General features: G+C 70.8%; 20 protein-coding genes and 1 pseudogene. 8 read left to right on the top strand and 13 right to left on the bottom strand.

Annotated features, from left to right (window positions below):
• Positions 1–119: 119 nt before the first annotated feature.
• From WBN91_RS27695 to hppD, 3 genes are all read right to left on the bottom strand, one after another.
• Complete coding sequence (locus WBN91_RS27695; protein ID WP_337725329.1) at positions 120–389, bottom strand: DUF2277 domain-containing protein; 270 nt, start codon at positions 387–389, stop codon at positions 120–122.
• An 85-nt stretch (positions 390–474) separates the two neighbouring features.
• Entirely contained in the window at positions 475–705 is a 231-nt protein-coding gene (locus WBN91_RS27690) for a hypothetical protein (RefSeq protein WP_337725330.1), read from the bottom strand.
• 137 nt (positions 706–842) lie between these two features.
• Positions 843–2024: a 4-hydroxyphenylpyruvate dioxygenase gene (gene hppD, locus WBN91_RS27685; RefSeq protein WP_337725331.1), complete on the bottom strand. Its 1182-nt coding sequence runs from the start codon at positions 2022–2024 to the stop codon at positions 843–845.
• A gap of 74 nt (positions 2025–2098) precedes the next feature.
• Here hppD and WBN91_RS27680 point away from each other — a divergent pair, with 74 nt between their 5' ends.
• Positions 2099–2593, top strand: a complete 495-nt coding sequence (locus tag WBN91_RS27680) for an Lrp/AsnC family transcriptional regulator (RefSeq protein WP_337725332.1) — start codon at positions 2099–2101, stop codon at positions 2591–2593.
• A 66-nt stretch (positions 2594–2659) separates the two neighbouring features.
• On the opposite strand, the gene greA is transcribed toward WBN91_RS27680, so the two are convergent.
• Together greA and WBN91_RS27670 are read right to left on the bottom strand one after the other, a co-directional pair.
• On the bottom strand, positions 2660–3154 hold the full coding sequence (greA, locus tag WBN91_RS27675) for a transcription elongation factor GreA (protein WP_337725333.1): 495 nt from the start codon (positions 3152–3154) through the stop codon (positions 2660–2662).
• A 185-nt stretch (positions 3155–3339) separates the two neighbouring features.
• Positions 3340–3750, bottom strand: coding sequence for a DUF4307 domain-containing protein (locus WBN91_RS27670; RefSeq protein ID WP_337725335.1), 411 nt, complete (start codon positions 3748–3750; stop codon positions 3340–3342).
• 113 nt (positions 3751–3863) lie between these two features.
• Here WBN91_RS27670 and mca point away from each other — a divergent pair, with 113 nt between their 5' ends.
• Positions 3864–4748: a mycothiol conjugate amidase Mca gene (mca, locus tag WBN91_RS27665; protein WP_337725336.1), complete on the top strand. Its 885-nt coding sequence runs from the start codon at positions 3864–3866 to the stop codon at positions 4746–4748.
• A 29-nt stretch (positions 4749–4777) separates the two neighbouring features.
• A complete protein-coding gene (locus WBN91_RS27660; protein WP_121231430.1) occupies positions 4778–4978 on the top strand; it encodes a hypothetical protein in 201 nt (66 codons plus the stop codon).
• On the opposite strand, the gene WBN91_RS27655 is transcribed toward WBN91_RS27660, so the two are convergent.
• Together WBN91_RS27655 and WBN91_RS27650 are read right to left on the bottom strand one after the other, a co-directional pair.
• The gene (locus WBN91_RS27655) at positions 4975–8799 is read right to left on the bottom strand and encodes a trypsin-like peptidase domain-containing protein (RefSeq protein WP_337725337.1); all 3825 of its coding nucleotides are present in this window, start codon (positions 8797–8799) and stop codon (positions 4975–4977) included. The two genes, WBN91_RS27660 and WBN91_RS27655, sit on opposite strands and share 4 nt — an antisense overlap.
• Positions 8800–8818: 19 nt before the next feature.
• Positions 8819–9568: pseudogene (locus WBN91_RS27650) on the bottom strand (metallophosphoesterase); the annotation flags it as partial.
• Between the two features lie 49 nt (positions 9569–9617).
• Between WBN91_RS27650 and WBN91_RS27645 the strand changes: the two are divergent.
• Positions 9618–11585 carry a thioredoxin domain-containing protein gene (locus WBN91_RS27645; RefSeq protein WP_337725339.1) on the top strand — a complete coding sequence of 656 codons (1968 nt, stop codon included), beginning with the start codon at positions 9618–9620 and terminating at the stop codon, positions 11583–11585.
• A 120-nt stretch (positions 11586–11705) separates the two neighbouring features.
• A complete protein-coding gene (locus WBN91_RS27640) occupies positions 11706–12257 on the top strand; it encodes a hypothetical protein (RefSeq protein ID WP_337725340.1) in 552 nt (183 codons plus the stop codon).
• 12 nt (positions 12258–12269) lie between these two features.
• Here the strand turns inward: WBN91_RS27640 and trhA are convergent, their stop codons facing one another.
• Complete coding sequence (trhA, locus tag WBN91_RS27635; RefSeq protein ID WP_337725341.1) at positions 12270–12947, bottom strand: PAQR family membrane homeostasis protein TrhA; 678 nt, start codon at positions 12945–12947, stop codon at positions 12270–12272.
• 118 nt (positions 12948–13065) lie between these two features.
• Between trhA and WBN91_RS27630 the strand changes: the two genes are divergently transcribed.
• Positions 13066–13812 carry an isoprenyl transferase gene (locus WBN91_RS27630; RefSeq protein ID WP_397556330.1) on the top strand — a complete coding sequence of 249 codons (747 nt, stop codon included), beginning with the start codon at positions 13066–13068 and terminating at the stop codon, positions 13810–13812.
• 82 nt (positions 13813–13894) lie between these two features.
• On the opposite strand, the gene WBN91_RS27625 is transcribed toward WBN91_RS27630, so the two are convergent.
• The 4 genes from WBN91_RS27625 to WBN91_RS27610 all read right to left on the bottom strand — a co-directional run bounded on the left by WBN91_RS27625 (position 13895) and on the right by WBN91_RS27610 (position 15674).
• Positions 13895–14215 carry a hypothetical protein gene (locus WBN91_RS27625; RefSeq protein WP_337725342.1) on the bottom strand — a complete coding sequence of 107 codons (321 nt, stop codon included), beginning with the start codon at positions 14213–14215 and terminating at the stop codon, positions 13895–13897.
• A gap of 187 nt (positions 14216–14402) precedes the next feature.
• On the bottom strand, positions 14403–14690 hold the full coding sequence (locus WBN91_RS27620) for a hypothetical protein (RefSeq protein ID WP_337725344.1): 288 nt from the start codon (positions 14688–14690) through the stop codon (positions 14403–14405).
• A gap of 222 nt (positions 14691–14912) precedes the next feature.
• Positions 14913–15263, bottom strand: coding sequence for a hypothetical protein (locus WBN91_RS27615; RefSeq protein WP_337725345.1), 351 nt, complete (start codon positions 15261–15263; stop codon positions 14913–14915).
• Positions 15264–15419: 156 nt separating this feature from the next.
• Positions 15420–15674: a hypothetical protein gene (locus WBN91_RS27610; protein ID WP_337725346.1), complete on the bottom strand. Its 255-nt coding sequence runs from the start codon at positions 15672–15674 to the stop codon at positions 15420–15422.
• A gap of 228 nt (positions 15675–15902) precedes the next feature.
• Here WBN91_RS27610 and WBN91_RS27605 point away from each other — a divergent pair, with 228 nt between their 5' ends.
• Together WBN91_RS27605 and WBN91_RS27600 are read left to right on the top strand one after the other, a co-directional pair.
• Entirely contained in the window at positions 15903–17141 is a 1239-nt protein-coding gene (locus WBN91_RS27605) for a DUF885 domain-containing protein (protein ID WP_337725347.1), read from the top strand.
• A gap of 463 nt (positions 17142–17604) precedes the next feature.
• Positions 17605–18894, top strand: coding sequence for a PhoH family protein (locus WBN91_RS27600; RefSeq protein WP_337725349.1), 1290 nt, complete (start codon positions 17605–17607; stop codon positions 18892–18894).
• A 48-nt stretch (positions 18895–18942) separates the two neighbouring features.
• On the opposite strand, the gene WBN91_RS27595 is transcribed toward WBN91_RS27600, so the two are convergent.
• Positions 18943–20127, bottom strand: coding sequence for a serine hydrolase domain-containing protein (locus WBN91_RS27595; protein ID WP_337725351.1), 1185 nt, complete (start codon positions 20125–20127; stop codon positions 18943–18945).
• Positions 20128–20176 lie beyond the last annotated feature (49 nt).

The following is a 20176-nucleotide window of genomic DNA, read 5'->3' as shown; positions in this document are numbered from 1 at the left end:
TCGGGCAGGCCATACGGGGATGACACAAGCAAGAAGCCCAGGCAGAGGTGTGCCGTGCGGCAGCTTCGTGAAAAGCCCGGCGCGCGTGCGGTCGGGTGGGCGCGGCGATCTTCCTTGGATCAGGTGCCGTAGCGGGCGGCGGCGCGTTCCTTCGCCTTTGCGGCCTCTACCTCGCGGTCTCGGGGTGGGGCCTTGGTGACCAGGGATTCCAGGAGGACCCTCGTCGCCTCGGCCACCGCCTCCACCGCCAGGTCGAAGGCTTCCTGGTTCGCTGCCGACGGGTGGGTCGAGCCGCTCACCTTGCGGACGTACTGGACCGCGGCGGCGTGGATCTCGTCCTCGGTGGCGGGTGGTTCGAAGTTGTGCAGCACCCGGATGTTCCGACACATGGGTCCACTATCGCCGAAATCCCTGTGATCCGTCACACCAAGGCGGCACCTCTGCACCGCCCTCTTCGGCAGCAGCGTGCCGGAGTCAGGGGCTGACGTCGTACCGGGCGTTCTCGACCTTCGGCACGGTGGGCAGGTCGTGGCCGTCCATGCAGCCGCCCTCGAACTTGACGACGCCCTCGTGCTCGACGAAACGGCCCGTTTCGGCGCAGCCCGCGTGTGCCACGGTGAAGAACGCCGCGCCGGTCAGTGCCGCGGCCGTGGCCACCGCGCCGACGAGCGGCAGCACCGCGGTGACGCGTCCCGCGAGTGCCATGCCACCTCCCCAGGTGAAATCCGCGCAAACCCCCGCACCGAGGGTACCGGTCTCGCGGGGCACCTTGGGCGGCTCTCAGGGTTCCCACAGGAAAGGGCCGGCCCGCTGGTGGCGGACCGGCCCCTCACGCGCTGTCGTCAGAGGTTGCCCCGACGCTCCTGCTCGCGCTCGATGGCCTCGAACAGGGCCTTGAAGTTGCCCTTGCCGAAGCCCAGCGAGCCGTGGCGCTCGATGAGCTCGTAGAAGACGGTCGGACGGTCGCCGATCGGCTTCGTGAAGATCTGGAGCAGGTAGCCGTCCTCATCCCGGTCGACCAGGATGCGGTGCTGCTTGAGCACCTCGATCGGCACGCGCACCTCGCCGATGCGGGCCCGCAGTTCCGGGTCGTCGTAGTACGAGTCCGGGGTCTCCAGGAACTCGACGCCGGCCGCGCGCATGGCGGTCAGCGTGGCGACGATGTCGTTGGTCGCGAGTGCGATGTGCTGCACGCCCGCGCCCGAGTAGAACTCCAGGTACTCGTCGATCTGCGACTTCTTCTTCGCGATCGCCGGCTCGTTCAGCGGGAACTTCACGCGGTGGTTGCCGTTGGACACCACCTTGCTCATGAGCGCCGAGTAGTCGGTGGCGATGTCGTCGCCGATGAACTCCGCCATGTTCACGAAGCCCATGACGCGGTTGTACCACTCGACCCAGTAGTCCATCTTGCCGAGCTCGACGTTGCCCACGCAGTGGTCGACCGCCTGGAACAGCCGCTTCGGCGCGCCCTCGGGTCGGACGACGGTGCTCTCCCTGGCCACGTAGCCCGGCAGGTACGGACCGGTGTAGCGGGACCGGTCGATGAGGGTGTGGCGGGTCTCGCCGTACGCCGCGATGGCGGCGGTGCGCACCACGCCGTGCTCGTCCTCGACGTCGTGGGGCTCGACGAGGACCGTGGCGCCTTGCTTGCGGGCGTGGTCGATGCACCGGTCGACGTCCTCGACCTCCAGCGCGAGGTCCACGACGCCGTCACCGTGCTTGCGGTGGTGGTCCAGCAGAGCGCTGTCCGGCTGCACCCCGCCGTTGATCACGAACCGCGCCGAACCGGACTTGAGCACGAAGGACTTGTGGTCCCGCTGCCCCGTCTCGGGCCCGGCGTACGCGACGAGCTGCATCCCGAAGGCGACCTGGTAGAACCACGCGGTCTGGGTCGCGTTGCCGACCACGAAGACCACGGCGTCCATCGAGCGCACGGGGAACGGATCGCGCGTCCCGTCGTAGTCGACCAGGCCCACGAGTTGGCGGAGCTGGTCGTAGCTCACGTCGTCAAGCTGCTGCGTCATGGCTCACAGCATGTGCGCGGTGGGCAGGGTGAGCAACAGTGTCGTTTTTTGCTGTGCAGGTTGTACAGTGATCTATGGTTTCCGACGGGCAAGCTGAACACTCTGACCAGGTCTTGGACGCCTTGGACGCCCGCCTGTTGCTGCTGCTCACCGACGAGCCCCGCCTGGGTGTCCTGGAGTGCTCCCGACGGCTGGGGGTGGCTCGCGGCACCGTGCAGGCGCGCTTGGACCGCCTGGTGGCGCGAGGTGTGTTGACGGGGTTCCCGCCGGCGCTGGACCTGGCGGCGATGGGCTACGGGCTCACGGCGTTCGCGGTGCTGGAGATCGCCCAGGGGCAGCGCCAGGAGGTCTCAGACGGGCTGGCCGCGATCAACGAGGTGTGCGAGGTGCACGCGACCACCGGACAGGGTGATCTCTTCGTGCGGATGGTGGCGCGGTCGAACGCCGACTTGCAGCGGGTGATCGACGAGATGGTGGACGTGCCGGGCGTGCAGCGGCTGTCGACGTCGATCGCCCTGTCCACACCCGTGCCGCCGCGCGTGCGACCGTTGCTGGAGCAGGTGCTGTGAAGTGGTGGCACAGCAAGAGGGGCGGCCACCCGGGTCCGGTGGCCGCCCCTCTCGATGTCGTGGGGGCTAGCCCGCGTAGGGCACCGCCTTGATCAACGTCACCTTCATGGTGCTGCCGTTGGGCAGTTCGTACTCCCGGGTCTCCCCCTCCTTGGCCCCGTTGAGCGCCTTGCCCAGCGGGGACGACGGGGAGTACACCTCGAGCGACCCGTGGGCGCCTTCCTCCCGGGTGGCCAGCAGGAAGTCCTCGGTCTCGTCGTCGCCCTCGTAACGGACGGTGAGCACCATGCCGGGGGCTGCCACACCGGAGACGGTGGGCGCCTCGCCGACCTTCGCGACGCGCAGCAGCTCCTGGAGCTGCCGGATGCGAGCCTCCTGCTTGCCCTGCTCCTCGCGGGCCGCGTGGTAGCCGCCGTTCTCGCGGAGGTCGCCCTCCTCGCGGCGGGCGTTGATCTCCGCAGCAATGACCGGGCGATTCTCGATCATCTCGTCCAGCTCAGCCTTGAGCCGGTCGTAGGCCTCCTGGGTCAGCCAGGTCACCTCAGTGTCGCTCACGGTCACCAACTCCTTGTCTTGCTCCGGCCCACGGCGTGGGCTGGCAGTTCCCGGACGCACGCGCCCGGAACGGAAAAACACGGCCCGCGTCGGGGCCGTGCTGAAAGGCCAGAGTAACACGTCTACAACGTTCAGCTACGGTGTTTTGTTCCGGATCGGGCCGCTAAACCCGCAGATCACCCGCTTGGCCGCTACCTCGTGGACAGGTAGGGCGGAACCTGGTAGGAGCAGCCGAACACCTCTCCGGTCGTCGCCTCTTTCGACGTCCGGAGCACCGCTTTGGGGTAGACCCGGGTGGCCCCCGGCGGCACCAGCACCTCGCGCCGGCCGGCCTCGTCGCCGTCCTCGGAGCGGGCGCGCACGATGCACACCACGGCCTTCTCCGGTGTCTCCCGCACGACCTCGAAGTCGATCTCCACCGAACCCGCGTCCAGCACCCGGAACGCGGTCTGCTTGGCCTCCACCGGCTTGGTGCCGAGGTTGCGGTACCCGACCCACGCCACGACGGCACCGACCAGCACGGCGACTACGGGCAGTGACCACCGCGCCCACGTCGGCAGGGTGCGGCGGGGTTTGCCGTACCGGCCTTCCGGCAGTGCCACTTGCCAACGCCTTCCTGCCCGTGGGGAACAATGGCCCTTGACGACCGCGTTGAGTGTCGCAGGGGCCGATCAGCCCCCGTCCAGCAGGGCCATAAGGGAGGAACACCACCGTCATGGTTGAGAAGCTGCGCCTGATGGCGGTGCACGCGCACCCCGACGACGAGTCGAGCAAGGGTGCCGCGACGATGGCGCGCTACGTCGCCGAGGGTCACGAGGTCATGGTCGTGACCTGCACCGGCGGCGAAGCCGGCAGCATCCTCAACCCCAAGCTGGCCGACCGGGCGGACGTCCTGGAGAACATGGGCGAGGTGCGCCGCGCGGAGATGGCGCGCGCCGCCGAGATCCTCGGCATCCAGCACCGCTGGCTGGGCTTCGTCGACTCGGGCCTGCCCGAGGGCGACCCGCTGCCGCCGCTGCCGGAGGGCTGCTTCGCCCTGACCCCGCTGGAGGAGTCCGTCCCGCCGCTGGTCGCGGCGATCCGCGAGTTCCGCCCGCACGTGATCGTCACCTACGACGAGAACGGCGGCTACCCGCACCCCGACCACATCCGCTGCCACGAGGTGTCGGTGGCGGCCTGGGACGCGGCCGGCGACCCGGACATGTACCCCGAGGCCGGCGAGCCGTGGCAGCCGCTGAAGCTGTACTACTCGCACGGCTTCTCCCGCGCCAAGCTGCTGGCCTTCCACGAGGCCATGATCGAGCGGGGCGAGGAGTCCCCGTACGCGGAGTGGCTGGCCGGCTGGGACGCCGACAAGCCCGACGTGATCGAACGCGTCACTACCCGCGTCGAGTGCGCCGACTACTTCCCGGTCCGCGACGAGGCCCTCAAGGCGCACGCGACCCAGATCGACCCGGACAGCCGCTGGTTCGCCGTGCCGCTGGAGATGCAGCGCGAGGTGTGGCCCACCGAGGAGTACGAACTGGCGCGCTCGCTGGTCGACAGCACGTTGCCCGAGGACGACCTGTTCGCGGGCGTGAGGGAAAAGGTGACGGCGTGAACCCGGTCCCCTGGGACCAGACGACGGCGATGGTGTTGGTACAGCCCTCGACCACCAAGGACCCCGGCGGTCAGCAGGAGGACTTCGGCAAGTCCTCTCCGCTGGGCCTGCTGATCCTGGTGCTGTTCTTCATCGCGGTGTTCTTCCTGGTCCGCTCGATGAACAAGCACCTGCGCAAACTCCCGGCCTCCTTCGACCCACCCGAGGACACCCCGAAGAAGGACGACTAGAACCCGGAGAACCGCAGCACCCCGGCCTCGCAGAACACGACGAGCCGCCGGTCGTCGGTCCACGCCATGCGGTCCACCAGCGACTCCAGCTCGATCGACGCGAGCCGTCGTGCCGCCCCGCTCTCCGGGCACGCCCAGACGTGCAGCGTTCCCCGGCCGGTCGCGTACGCGACCAGTGCCAGGTCGGGTCGGGGCAACCCGAGCGCGACCCTGGTCCACCCGTCGTGGGGCACGGGCGTGCCCCAGCGCCGGGCGGTGTCGTCGGCGAGCGACGCCAGCCGAAAGCTGTAGACCTCGCTGAACACCACCACCGGGACGCCTCCGCCGTGGCGCGCCACAGCCACGTGAGCGGTGAAGTCGAGCCCGAGCTCCACCGGGGGCCGGCCGGGTCGACCGATGACCGACCCCACCGCCTCGACCAGGAACCTCGCCTCGCCGCCGAGCCGGTAGGGCAGTGGCGACACCTCCCACGGCAGGTCGCCCACGGTCTCGTCCCGCCACGCGGTGCCGTCGTGCCGCAGCCAGTGACCCGTTCCCGCATCGTCGTGCACGACGACCACGATGTCGGTGCCGTCCCGGTTCACCGCCAACGTCTGCACGGGGAAGTCCAGGTCCGGAACGGTGGTTCGCCACCGGGGCGCGAGACCGTGCGGGCTCACCTCGCACACGTCGAGCCCGCCGTTCTCGTCCACGGACGCGACCAGGGAGCCGTCGGGGTCGAACGCCGCCTCGACCCGGGAGCCGCCGTTCCGGTGCGAGCCCAGCTCCGCGACCCGGTCGAACACCGACCACACCCGGCACACGCCCCGGCCGGTGGTCACCGCGAGCACACCGGAACCCTCGACCGCGACGACGTCCACCGGGCGCCTGTCGGCCGGCCACGGTTCGCGGACCGCGGCGGACACGTGGTCCAACTCCCACAGGCGGACCCGGCTGAAGTCGAACGTCAGCACCAGCGGCGTGCCCCACGGGCCGAGACCGACAGCCAGTTCCCACACACGAGGACCACGGCGAGGCGCACCCAGGGGGACCAGGCCTTCCGTCGCGTCGAGCACCACGATGTCGTCGTGGAGGGAGCTCACCGCGACAACCGTCCGTCCGCTGGGCAGCGTGGCCGTCGTGATCGAGCGCCCCGGCGGCCGGTCCAGGACGTCGGTCGTGGCAAGGCCGTGCGCGGTGACCTCGGCGCGGCGCAACCCGTCCTCGCCTCCGACGAGGAGCAGGCACGTCCCGTCCGCGAGCGTGGTGAACCGGAGCGCGCCCGCGAACCCCGGCAGCGGGGTGCCCACCTGGACCAGGTGCCCGTCGCGCAAGGCCAGCAGGACGACCTCCTCCCCGCGGGCGTGCGCGATCAGCACCTCGCCCCCGAGGACCGTGATCGCCGCGGCCTGCCGACCGGGCACGTCCTCCGACCGGCACACCACCTCGGGGGTGTCGTCGGTCCAGTCGAGGAGGTGGAGCACGGATCCGCAGACCAGGACGGCGAGCAGTCGGCCGTCCGCCGCGCAGGTGCTGTCGCCGGACCGGATCGGGAGGTCCCACGGTCCCACCACCCGGTCCGCACCGGTCTCCGCCAGGCCGTGGGTGAGCGACCAGCGGTGCACGGTGCCGTCCTCGTTCGCGGTCAAGGCGAATTCGCGCCCGTCCGGTGTCGCCTCGTGGAAGATCGCACGAGTCGACACCAACCTGCGGGTCTCCTGTGACTCCGCGAGGGTCAGCCGGTAGTCCTCGAACCGGTACAGCGCCATCCGGCCGGAGGTGGCGACCAACGCGGACGGGCTGCCCTCGGGGTCGAACCACAGGCCGACACCGGCCATCGGCGGCGGGTCCAGGACGATCTGCTGCTCGTCGTCCGGGTTCCACGCCAGGACCTCCACCCGCCACGGCACGGAGGCGGCGACCTCGTCGGCGAGGGTGTCGAAGCCGGATTGTCGTGCCACCAATGCGAAGTTGGCTACCCGGCGACCCGGGTCGGCGTCGAAGCGGTGGACGGTTCGGCGGTAGACGTGGCGGATTGTGCGGGCGCGGTCGGTGGTGACGTTGGGCAGGTGGTGGACTATGCATTCCGGCGAGACCGCGAGCATGAAGTCCAGGTCCTCGACCAGTTCGTCCAGGCGGCCGGCCGTGGCGGCGTGGGCGGGGAGGTTGGTGCGGGTGTAGTGGTCGGCTGTGGGCCAGGTGGTGACCGTGGTGCGCAGGGTTTCGTAGACGACCTGGTCCGGGGCGGGACCTTGGTACTCGGTGCGGAAGGTGTCGTCCAAGGCCTGGTGGAAGAGGCGGTAGTGGCGGCCGGATTGCTCTACCAGGTAGCTGGCCGCCGACGTCAGGGCTTCACGCAGGTCGCGGGCGGTGTAGGTGGTGGCGCTGAGGGCGTTGGCCAGGGACAGCCACAGGTCGCCTTCCGGGAGGCCGCTGCCCTCGGCGAAGGCCAGGGGGAGCAGGAGTTCGCGGATCTTGGTCGGGTTGTCGAAGCGGATGGAGAGGTAGTCGTCCACGGCCGCGCCGACCGTCGTCGCCAGGCTGGTGCCGCCGCTCATCGCCGTGAGGGCGGTGAGTTGGGCGATCAGGAAGTTGCCGTTGGACTGGTGGGCGATCTGGTCTGCCAAGGGGCCGACGCCGACCCTGCGTTGGGCGTAGTGGAGCAGGTCGGCGGGGTCCAAGTAGGTGGGGGAGTCCAGGTCCAGCACTACCGCGTTGCCCAGGCGGGTGAGCAGGAGGTTTGAAGGGGAGTTGCGTGCGCCCACGCGGGTGCCTACGACTACGTGACGGGTCGGGTTGGTGGCTAGGCGGTGGAGCATGGTGGCGATGGCGATCGGAGCGTCGCCGGTGGCCTCGTCGAGGGCGTCGACCACGACGCTGATCGGGCCGCAGCGCTGGACCAACTCCACCGGGTCGGCCGCCTCGACCTCCGCCCCGTCCGCGATGGCCTGCACCACCTGCGACAACGTCTTGCCGCGGGCGTGCACGGCGACGGTGACGCTGCCGAGCGGCGGTAAAGCGACGTCCGGGGAGAGGCTGTCGGGAGGCACCCGCGGCCGGACCAGGCGGTCGGCCAGGACGACGGTTCGGGCCACGACCGCGCTCTTGCCGCTGCCCGGACTGCCGATCACCGCCCGCACCCGGCCGTCACCCGGTCCGGCGAGGTAGGTCGCGAGGTCGTGCAGAGCGCGGTGACGGCCCACGAAGTGCCATTCGTCGGTGGGGTCGTGCGGCTCGACGCCCCGCGCCCGCGGCAGCCAGTGGGTGTCGTCGGGATCCACCCGCCAGCCCACGTGCGCCGCCGCCTCCGGCCACAGGCGGACGACCTCCTCGATCGGGATCAACCCGCCGCCGCGCACCGACTTCTGCGCCATGACGACGATGCCGACCACCGCCTCGGCGACCTCGTCCCACACGGGCGCACCGGAGAAACCACGGTCGACTACGTGCCCCGCGTCGCCGTTCATCTGCACCCAACCGGCGGTGATCCTGCCGCCCAACCGGCCCCGCGCCTCGGCGTGCCGACCGCCCGCGAAGCCCTGCACGACATAGGGGTGGTCGGCGAGCGCGGCCGGGGCGCGCAGTGGCGCGACGACGGCGTCCGGGACCGGCGACGACAGTCGCAGCACGGCCACGTCCCCGCTCTGGTCCTCGGCGACGGGCGCGCGGAACACGACGGTCGCCGCACCTGACCAGCCGTGGTGCACCAAAGAGACGTGAACGGTGTCGGTCGGCACCACGTGGTCGCACGTCAGCACCAGGTCGGGGGCGATGAGCACGCCCGCGCCGACCTCGCCCACCCGCGCCAGCCACGGTGGGCGTTCGCGAAAGCTCGCGCGCACGAGCCGCAGCCTAACGCGGGTACCACACCCGGCGGGCCGGGACGGAGACCAGTTCCCGTTCGGGCCAGCGCATCGCCGTCAACGACCCGCCGAACGCGCAACCCGTGTCCAGGCACAAGGTCCCGTTGACCCACGCCGGTTCCTCGACCGGAGTATGTCCATACAGGACGGTCGCGGCACCGCTGTACTCCTCGAACCACGGGTGCCGCACCGGAAAACCGCGCGCGTCGACCTGGCCCGTGCTCTCGCCCCACACCGCCAGCGCCCGCGCCCGCGACGACTCGACCCCGTGGTACCGCTCGGGCAGACCGGCGTGGGCGACGACCAGTGCGCCGCCGTCGAGGACGTAGTGCGGCACCAGCGAGTCCAGGAACTCCAGCACCTCCGCCCGGAACCCGGCTGTCTCGCGCGCCAGCTGGGCCAGCGACTTCTCCAGGCCGTGCACGACCGTCACGTCCCGGCCCTTCAGCGCCCGCGCCAGCTTGTCGTCGTGGTTCCCGCGCACGCAGAGCGCCGTCCCCGCCCGGACCATGCCCATCACCAGGCGCAGCACCCCCGGCGTGTCCGGACCCCGGTCCACCAGGTCGCCGACGAACACCGCCGTGCGGCCGTCGGGGTGGCGGGCGCCGTCGTCGAACACCTCGTAGCCCAGCTCGCGCAGCAGGTGGACCAGCTCGACCCGGCACCCGTGGACGTCCCCCACCACGTCGAACGGACCGGTCAGGTGCCGCAGGTCGTTCGGCAGGCGCTCGGTGATCTCCACGCCGCCCAGTCTGGTCGAACCGGTCCCCGCGCCGCCCGGGAATTACTGTGGACCCATGACGAACCGGCTCGCGTCCTCGACCAGCCCGTACCTGCTCCAGCACGCCGAGAACCCGGTGGACTGGCACGAGTGGTCGCCGGAGGCGTTCGCCGAGGCCCGGGAGCGGGACGTGCCGGTGCTGCTGTCGGTCGGGTACGCGGCCTGCCACTGGTGCCACGTCATGGCGCACGAGTCGTTCGAGGACCAGGTCACCGCCGAGTATATGAACGCGCACTTCGTCAACGTCAAGGTCGATCGCGAGGAGCGCCCGGACGTGGACGCGGTCTACATGGCGGTGACGCAGGCGCTGAGCGGGCACGGCGGGTGGCCGATGACGGTGTTCCTGACGCCGGACGGGGAACCGTTCTACGCGGGCACGTACTACCCGCCGGTGCAGGGGCGCGGGATGCCGTCGTTCCGGCAGGTGCTGGAGGCGATCGACCACGCCTGGCGCGAGCAGGGCGCGGAGGTGCGGGAGTCGGCGGCGAGCATCGTGTCGCAGCTGGCGTTCAAGCCGCTGCCGCAGTCCACTGTGGACGCCGAGGTGCTGTCCGGCGCGGTGGTGTCGCTGCTCGGGCACTTCGACCGGGCGCACGGCGGTTTCGGCGGCGCGCCGAAGTTCCCGCCGTCGATGGTGCTGGAGTTCCTGCTGCGCCACCACGAGCGGACCGGGTCGGTGGAGGCGCTGTCGATGGCGCGGGCGACGTGCGACGCGATGGCGTCGGGTGGGCTGTACGACCAGCTGGCGGGCGGGTTCGCGCGGTACAGCGTGGACGCGGCGTGGGTGGTGCCGCACTTCGAGAAGATGTTGTACGACAACGCTTTGCTGCTGCGCGTCTACACCCACCTGAGCCGGCGCGACCCGTCGCCCCGGTACGCGCGCGTGGTGCGGGAGACCGCCGAGTTCCTGCTGCGGACGCTGTCCACGCCCGAAGGCGGGTTCGCCGCGTCGCTGGACGCCGACACCGACGGCGTCGAGGGCCTGACCTACGTGTGGACGCCCGCCCAGCTCGCCGACGCCCTCGGACCGGTCGAGGGTGCGCGGGCCGCCGTGCTGTACGGGGTGACCGAGGAGGGGACGTTCGAGCACGGTATGTCGACGCTGCGGATGCTCGGGGACCCCGTGCCGGAGCTGGCGGAGAAGCTGCTGGCGGTGCGCGAGCAGAGGCCGCAGCCGGGTCTGGACGACAAGGTCGTGACCGCGTGGAACGGGCTCGCGATCACCGCGCTGGCCGAGGCGGGCTCGGTGTTCGGCGAGCCGCGCTGGGTGGAGGCGGCGGTGCGGGCGGCGTCGTTGCTGCTGGACCTGCACGTGGTGGACGGGCGGCTGCTGCGGACGTCCCGGGCCGGTGTCGCGGGCACGGCGTCGGGCGTCCTGGAGGACTACGGGTGTTTCGCCGACGGCCTGCTCGCGCTGCACCAGGCGACCGGGGACGAGCGGTGGCTGACCGCCGCGTGTGAGCTGCTGGACACGGCGTTGGCACGGTTCGCGGGCGCGGAACCCGGCGTCTACTACGACACCGCCGACGACGCCGAGGCCCTGGTGCAGCGGCCGTCCGACCCGTCGGACAACGCGAGCCCGTCCGGGGCGTCGTCCCTGGCGTCCGCGCTGGTCACGGCGTCGGTACTGGGCGCTCCCCGGTCGGCGGAGTACCGCGCGGCGGCCGAGGCGGCGGTGGCACGGGCCGGTCTGCTGGCGGCGCGGGAGCCCCGGTTCGCGGGGCACTGGCTGTCCGTGGCCGAGGCGTTGGAGCACGGTCCGGTGCAGGTCGCCGTGGTCGGCGGGGACGCCGGGCTGGTGTCCACAGCGTGGCGCGAGGTGCACGGCGGCGGGGTCGTGGTCGCGGGCGACCCGGACTCCGCGCCGCTGCTGGCCGACCGACCGCTGGTCGACGGCGGTCCGGCGGCCTACGTATGCCGCGGGTACGTCTGCGACCGCCCGGTCACCACCATCGACGACCTCACGGCGGCCCTGCACCGCTGAAGCCGCACCGCTGAACTGCACCGCTGACGCTTCACCGGTAGCGAACCACACTTGTCTTCACCTGTTACCGGCGTAGCGTCGATTGCACTGTAATCGTGTAATCAACGAAGTGGGTGTGTGATGAGACGAGGTTGGGGCTCGCGCTGGCAGCAGGCCGAACAGCCGCCCGCGGACGACGCGGCGGCCTGGTTCGCGGGCCGGCTCCCGGACGGGTGGTTCACCGAGGCGCCGACCGTGACGGTGGACCGCGAGGAGATCCTGGTGGTGGGCACCCTCCCGCCACTGACCGGCGAGTTCGCCGACGAGGCGGAGCAGGCGGCGGCGGAGTCGGGCCGCATCAGCCGCTTCCGCGAGCAGACGCGCGAGGAACGCATCGAGATCGCCCGCCAGGCCGAACACCGCTACCGGCGCAAGGTCGCGTGGGGCGCTCGGCTGGGCAGCACGGAGGAGCTGTTCACGACCCTGTCCGTGCCGGTGATGACCAGGCTCCGCCAGCCCGAACGCCAGGTCCTGGACACCCTGGTGGCGGCGGGCGTGGCCCGGTCCCGGTCGGAGGCGCTGGCGTGGGCGGTCCGCCTGGTCGGCCAGCACGCGGACACGTGGCTGACCGAACTGCGCGACGCGATGTCCCGCGTGGACGACCTGCGGGCACAGGGACCGGACCTGGCGTAGGCGGGGAGGTGCTCAGGAGTAGATCGCGAACCAGATGGCGATGTAGTGGCAGAGCGCCGCCAGTACGGTCGCCGCGTGGAAGAACTCGTGGTAGCCGAAGACGTGGGGCCACGGGTCGGGCCAGCGGGAGGCGTAGAAGATCGCGCCCGCCGTGTACAGCAGGCCGCCGACCAGCAGCAGCACCAGAGCGGCCACGCCGACGTGGTGCAGCAGGTCGGGTAGGACGAAGACCGCCACCCAGCCCAGGGCGATGTAGATCGGCACGCCCAGCCAGCGCGGCGCGTGCGGCCAGGCCAGTTTCAGGGTCACGCCGCCCAGCGCGCCCAGCCAGACGACGGCCAGCACGACGTTGCCCGTCCCCGGGTCCATCGCCAGCAGCGCGAACGGCGTGTAGGTGCCCGCGATGAACACGAAGATCATCGAGTGGTCCAGGCGCTTCATCCACGTGCGCGCCTTCACGCTGACCCAGTTCACCCGGTGGTACAGGGCGCTGACGCCGAACAGGCCGACGACGGTCGCGCTGTAGACGGAGGTGGCCAGGGCCGCCTTCCCGGACGCGGTCGCGGCGGCCAGGGTGATCAGGGTGGCGCCGGTGGCGACCGACACCACGAAGGACCAGAAGTGCAGCCAGCCGCGCAGGCGGGGGCGCAGTGCCGGTGCCGGCGGCTCGGGGATCGTCGACGTCGTCACCCGCCCGAGGTTACGGGACCGTAGGTGCGCAGGTCAGCACACGACGGCGTGACCGCCCCCACCCGGCGTACGCTCTTCCAGCGTGGGTCTTCGCGAGCGCATCAAGGACGGGTTCCTCCTGCCGGTGTACGAGTACCGGCTCAACCGGTGGCTCGCCGGGAAGCAACGACCTCGGCACGTCGGCGTCGTCCTGGACGGCAACCGGCGCTGGGCCAAGGAGGCGGGCTTCACCGACGTCGTGCACGGCCACCGGGTCGGCGCGCGCAAGATCCTGGAGCTGCTGAACTGGTGCCGCGAGGCCGAGGTCGAGGTGGTCACCCTGTGGATGCTGTCCACGGACAACCTCAACCGGCCGATCGAGGAGCTCGGGCCGCTGCTGGACATCATCGGCGACATCGTCGACGAGATCGCCGAGCCCGGTAACCCGTGGCGCGTCCGGCACGTCGGCGCGCTGGACCTGCTCCCCACCGAGACCGCCGCCCGCCTCTCCGCCGCGTCCCTGCGCACCCGGGACCGGACGGGCCTGGAGGTCAACGTCGCCGTCGGCTACGGCGGGCGCCAGGAGATCGCGGACGCCGTGCGCAAGCTGCTCCAGAAGCACGCCGAGTCCGGCGGGACGATCGAGGAGCTGGCCGAGGTCCTGGACGTCGACCACATCGCCGAGCACCTCTACACCTCCGGCCAGCCCGACCCGGACCTGCTCATCCGCACGTCGGGGGAGCAGCGGCTGTCGGGCTTCATGCTGTGGCAGTCCGCGCACTCGGAGTTCTGGTTCTGCGAGGCCTACTGGCCGGAGTTCCGCCGCACCGACTTCCTGCGCGCCCTGCGCGACTACGCCCTGCGCCACCGCCGCTTCGGCGGCTGACCACGGCCGACCACGGCGGACGCCCGGGGCAACGCGAAAGGGGCGCCCCGCGCGGGACGCCCCTGTGCCTGGCCCGGGAGGGTCAGTCGTTCTCGCCGTAGAAGTTCGCGTCGTCGCCGTCCACGACTCCGCCCGCGGCGCAGTTGTCGACGAAGATCGGGGAGTTGATCGGCACCGCGAACGCGGCGATGCCCGCGCCCACGTTGTTGCCGCAAAGGCCCACGACGGCGTTCACGTTGTTGCCGTTGACGACGGAGGCCAGGCCGCCGTTGTTGACCTGCGGACCTCCGTTGCCACCGTCGTCGTCCCAGCCGCCGGGGGTCCCGGTGGCGGCGAACGCGGGCGAACCGAGCATCATGAGGCCGGCCGCGATGCCGGCGATGGCGCCTGCCTTCTTCAGCACGTCAGTTCTCCTTTGGTAATGGTCCGAACGGGCGAAAAGCTATCGAAGATCGCGTGCTGCGGCGCGCTCACTAACACCATTGTGTGATTGGTGTTCGCGGCACCTCACGACCTGTGGAGAAACGCCAGGGGCGCCACCGGGCTGGGTACCGGTCAGCGCCCCTGACGGGAATGCGGGAACGAACTTCTCAGTCGTCGTTCTCGCCGTAGAAGTTCACGTCGTCGCCGTCGACGATGCCGCCCGCGGCGCAGTTGTCGACGAACACCGGCGAGTTGATCGGGATCGCAGCGGCGATGATGCCCGCGCCGACGTTGTTGCCACACGCGCCCACGACGGCGTTGACGTTGTTGCCGTTGATCGCGCTCAACAACGGGCCGTTGTTCCACTGGACACCTTCGCCTGCGGCGAACGCGGGGGAACCGAGCATCAAGAGGCCCGCCGCGACGCCGATGACAGCGCCTGCCTTCTTCAGCACTTGAATCTCCTTCGTGTCGGGATTTCCCCCGTACCTTCCGGAGTCTTCGGGGATCTCCGGACGCTGGGGTCCTCAAGGTGAAAAGTTACTCGAACACCAGTCCGTCCGAGCCTCGGCGACCACTATCGTGTGACGCGACTTCGTGATCTATCGCCTGTTCCGGTTGTCCTCGATGCGGTTGTTCCGGTGCGGACAACCGATCGTGGTAGAACCCGGCGAGGATCAGTGGTGGTCCCAGTGGTGGTTGTCGTGGTGGTGGTGGTGGTCGTGGTCGTCGACCTCGACCTCGGTCTCGCTGTTCGAGCAGGTCGGGCTGGCGATCTGCCCGATCTCCAGCGGCACGTTCACGAGCTGGATGACGTAGATCTCGCAGACGTTGACCTGGTCGAGGATCTCCGAGTCGTTGATGTTCACCAAGCCCACCTGGTCGGTGTGGCTGATGTCGTCGACGGAGCGCGCCTGCCCGACCACCTTGTCGACGTCGTCGGAACCGGGCTCACCCGCGAAAGCGGGGGAAGCCGTGAGCAGCATTCCGGCGGTGATCGCGGCGAGCGCGCCAACCTTCTTCAGCATGCAAGTACTCCCTGGGTGTTTTATCGTTCCGACGACGGTCGGCGTCGTGGACGGTGGTGGTGCGAGGTGGAACGACCGGAAAGGGCGGGGCACGAGGCTCGCCGCCACCGCCCTATCCGACTGCGCGGGCACGATCTGCTGCCCGCACCGGTGTCGTCAGTTGTCGACCTCGATCTCGACTTCCTCGTTCGAGCAGGTGTCGCTGGCGATCGGCAGCAGCTCGACGGGCACGTTCACGAGCTGGATGACGTAGATCTCACAGGCGTTGACCTGCTCGAGGATGTCGGTGTCGTTCAGGTTCGCGAGGCCGACCTGCTCCGTCACGTCCACGTCGTCGTTCGCGAACGCGGGAGAACCGATTGCCATCAATGCCGCGGTGATCGCGGTCGCCGCAGCTGCCTTCTTGAACACGCGGATGTCTCCTTGGGGTTGTGACGTTCGAGAACCGGAAGCACGCGGGAGATGTGCGGTGCGGCTTCCGGGTGGGGACAATACCCACGGGTGTCAGTCCACAGCTACCGACGCCATACCATTGAGCGAATTTCGGATGCTGTTTCGCTCCATCGGTGGAATTCCGCGCAATTCGGGTTTGCCCCGGCGTGCCGCTGTTGCGCCTGGTTGACGTAGGCTGCTGCGCTCATGGACGCCGGAGAGCTGGTGCGGGAGTACCTCCTGCTCGGGCTGCGCCTGGACCGGCTCCACCCCGGCCTGGTCGACTCCTACACCGGCGACCGGGCGCTGCGCCGCGCCGTGGACGACGAACCCCGCCCGCACCCCGCCGCGCTCGCCGACCGCGCCGCGCTGCTGCGCCGCGAACTGCCCGGCACGGACCTCGCGCCGGACCGCAAACGTTTTCTGGACGCCCACCTGACCGCAGTCGAGTGCACCGCGCGCAAGCTCGCCGGCGTGCGGGTCCCGTTCGTCGAGGAGGTGCGCGCCTACTTCCAGGTCGACGTCCGCCCCGGCGACGAGGACGCCTACCGCCGCGCCCACGCCCTGCTGGACGAGGTGCTGCCCGGCGGCGGGCCGCTGCGCGAGCGGCTGGCCGACCACCGCGCCGCCGACGAGATCCCGCCGCGCCGGCTCAAGGGGGCCGTGCACGCCCTGTCCAGCGCCCTGCGCGACCTGGTCCGCGAGCGGTTCGCGCTGCCGCCGGAGGAGCTCGTCGAGTACGAGGTCGTCGGCGACAAGCCGTGGAGCGGGTTCAACTACTACCTGGGCGGCTTCCGGTCGAGGGTCGCGATCAACGCCGACCTCGGCCACCGCATGTCCAACCTGCCGCACCTGGTCGCGCACGAGTCCTACCCGGGCCACCACACCGAGCACTGCCGCAAGGAGATCGGCCTGGTCGGCAAGCGCGGCCACCGGGAGCAGGCCATCTTCCTGATCAACACGCCCCAGTGCCTGATGGCCGAGGGCATGGCCGAACTGGGCCTGCACGCCGTGGTCGGGGCCGGCTGGGGCCGCTGGACCGAGGCCGTCCTGCGCGACCTGGGCCTGCGGCTGGACGGTGACCAGGCCGAACGGGTCGAGGAGGCGGCGTCGGGCCTGCTCGGCGTGCGCCAGGACGCGGCGCTGATGCTGCACGACCGGCGGGCGTCCCAGGACGACGTGGTCGCCTACCTGTGCCGCTGGCTGCTGGTGCCCGAGCGGCGGGCGCGGCACATGGTCCGGTTCCTGGCCGATCCGCTGTGGCGGGCCTACACCACCACCTACGTCGAGGGCGCCCGGCTGGTGCGGGCGTGGCTGGACCTGCGTCCGGCATCCGAGACGACAGCTGAGCGTTACCTGAGACTTCTGGACGAGCCGATGGTGCCCGCGACCCTCCGGCAGGACCTGCGCGACGGGGTCCCGTGGCTGCCCCGGGACGCTTCCTGACGCCCGCTGGGAGGACCGGCGTACCCGCGCTGAGCTGCGTGGACCACTCCGTGTTGCGGCGATGTGACGGCGGGTCGCCGCAATCCGGGCACCCCGGACGCGATCTTTCCGTGGTTTTGCGGCTACGTGACGAATTGGCGAATCACCTGTGTGGCTGCCTGCAAGTTGGGTACTTCCGCAGGTAACTTCCGAATTGGCGGGACGCGTCCACTGCGGACCGCGCAGGGAGGCTCCGATCGTGGCTGTAGCTAGCGCGAGGGGGCCGGCACCCGGCCCTCGTGGGCGGTGCGCCTGAAGTTAGGCGTGTCGTCCGATCGGGGTGGTGCCTGGCCCAGCGAGGAGCGGACGCGGGTGCCGCGTTCGTGAAGGAGTTGCCGTGAACGCACGACGACCCGCGAGCCGTTCCTCAGGCTCATCGCGCAGCACGTCCCGGCGCCGGGGTGCGCCGACCTCCCATACGTACGTGGTGGACACGTCCGTACTGCTGTCCGACCCGCTGTCGATGACCCGCTTCGCGGAGCACCAGGTCGTGCTCCCGCTGGTGGTCATCAGCGAGTTGGAGGGCAAGCGGCACCACCCCGAGCTGGGCTGGTTCGCCCGGGAAGCGCTGCGCCTGCTCGACGACCTGCGCCTGCGACACGGCCGCCTGGACCACCCGGTCCCGATCGGCGACGTCGGCGGCACGGTGCGCGTCGAGCTGAACCACTCCGACCCGGAGGTGTTGCCCGCGGGTTTCCGCACGGACTCCAACGACGCCCGGATCCTGGCCTGCGCGCTGAACCTCGCGGCCGAGGGCGAGCACGTCATCCTCGTCACCAAGGACATGCCGCTGCGGGTCAAGGCCGGCGCGGTGGGCCTGGCGGCCGAGGAGTACCGCGCCCACGACGTGACGTTGTCCGGTTACACCGGGATGTCCGATGTGGACGTGGACCAGTCGGTCGTCGACGCGCTCTACCGGGACGGCACCATCGACCCGGCCGAGCACGACCTCGCGCACGTCGCCGAACTGCCGTGCCACAGCGGGCTGCGGATGCTCGCGGGCACGTCCAGCGCGCTGGGCCGGGTGACCCCGGACAAGCGCATCCGGCTGGTGCGCGGCGACCGCGAGGCCTTCGGCCTGCACGGCCGCTCCGCCGAGCAGCGCGTGGCCCTCGACCTGCTGCTGGACACCGAGGTCGGCATCGTCTCGCTGGGCGGACGGGCCGGCACCGGGAAGTCGGCGCTCGCGCTGTGCGCGGGCCTGGAGGCGGTCATGGAACGCCGCCAGCACCGCAAGGTCGTCGTGTTCCGCCCGCTGTACGCGGTGGGCGGCCAGGAACTGGGCTACCTGCCCGGTTCCGAGAGCGAGAAGATGCAGCCGTGGGCGCAGGCGGTGTTCGACACCCTCGGCGCCCTGGTCAGCCAGGACGTGGTCGAGGAGGTCATGGACCGCGGGATGCTGGAGGTCCTGCCCCTGACCCACATCCGCGGCCGGTCGCTGCACGACTCGTTCGTGATCGTGGACGAGGCGCAGTCGCTGGAGCGCAACGTCCTGCTCACCGTGCTGTCCCGGCTGGGCGCGAACTCGCGGGTGGTGCTCACCCACGACGTGGCCCAGCGCGACAACCTGCGCGTGGGCCGGCACGACGGCGTGGCGGCGGTCATCGAGAAGCTCAAGGGCCACCCGCTGTTCGCGCACGTGACCCTGACCAGATCGGAGCGCTCGCCGATCGCGGCCCTGGTGACCGAGATGCTGGAGGACTACCACTCCTGACGCGTGACGAAAGGGCTCCCCGGCCGGTCCGGGGAGCCCTTTCGCGGGTCACTTGTCGCAGAACGCCGCGGTGAGCAGTTGCGGCAGGACCTGGCCCAACGCCGCGCCCGGGTTCACGTCGGCGTCCCCGGCGGTCACCCCCGCGGTCAGGGTGCGCTTGCCGTCGGCCGAGCTGTACATCAGCGACCCGTAGCCGCCGGGCGGGCTGCCGTTGTGGTGCAGGACGGTGCCGCAGCCCGGACCGAGGTCCTGCACGAAGATCCCGAGGCCGTAGCCCAGCGTCGGGTCCGCCACGCGCATCTCGGCCAGCAGCGGCGCGGGCAGCAGCTTGCCGCTCTGGAGGGCGGCGGAGAACCGACCGAGGTCGGCGGTGGTCGAGATCATGTCACCGGCCCCGAACAGCAGCGACGGGTCCTGCCGGGTGACGTCGACGACCTTCCACGCGGTGCCGTCCTGGTAGCGGAAGTAGCCGCGGGAGTGCGGGCCGGGCAGCCCCGACCACGAGCCGGGCACCACCGTGTCGCGCATCCCGAGCGGGCGGAGGACGCGTCGGCCCACCTCGTCGGCGTACGAGTGGCCGGAGACCGCCTCGATGAGCAGGGCGGCCACGGTGTAGTTGGTGTTGGAGTAGTTGAAGCTCGTGCCCGGCGCGAACCGCGGCGGCTTGGACAACGAGAACCGCACCAGTTCGTCGGGGTGGTAGGTGCGGAACCGGTTGTCCGCCCAGTCCTTGCCGGTCGAGGGCAGGCCGGGCACCACCGTGCCGTTGGGGTAGTGCTCGCCGGTGTGGCTGAACAGGCCGCTGGTGTGCTGCAACAGCATCCGCGTGGTGATCCGCCGGTCCAGGCCGAACCGGGGCAGGTGGTCGGCCACCGGCGCGTCGAGCCCGAGCCGGCCCTCGGCCACCAGTTGCAGCACGACGGTCGCCACGATCGTCTTGGTCGTGCTGCCGATCCGGTACCGACCGTCGACCGGTGGCTTCGCGGTCCCGTCCAGCGAGCGTCGGCCCGCGCTGGCGACCCACTCGCCCTTCTCGTCGCGCAGCCGCACCTGAATGCCGAGGAAACCGGCGTCCGCGAACGCTTCCACCGCTTTGCGCAGCTCCGGGCGGTCCGTGGGGTGGGTCGGGGCCGCATTGGCCGGGATGGCCGCTCCGGCCAGCAGTGCGACGGTCAGCGCGGCAGCGCCCAACCGCCTGGTCTTCCGCGGCTCCAGGGCCGTCGATGTCGTCATGGCGGCAACGATCACGGGCCGTCCTGACACCACGCGGCCACGGCGCTGA

Origin of the sequence: Saccharothrix sp. CCNWYY140 (genome assembly GCF_037401995.1) — a bacterium.
Taxonomy (GTDB): Bacteria; Actinomycetota; Actinomycetes; order Mycobacteriales; family Pseudonocardiaceae; genus Actinosynnema.
The sequence above is the reverse complement of the archived record's forward strand: the minus strand, read 5'-3'. Positions and strand labels throughout refer to the sequence as shown.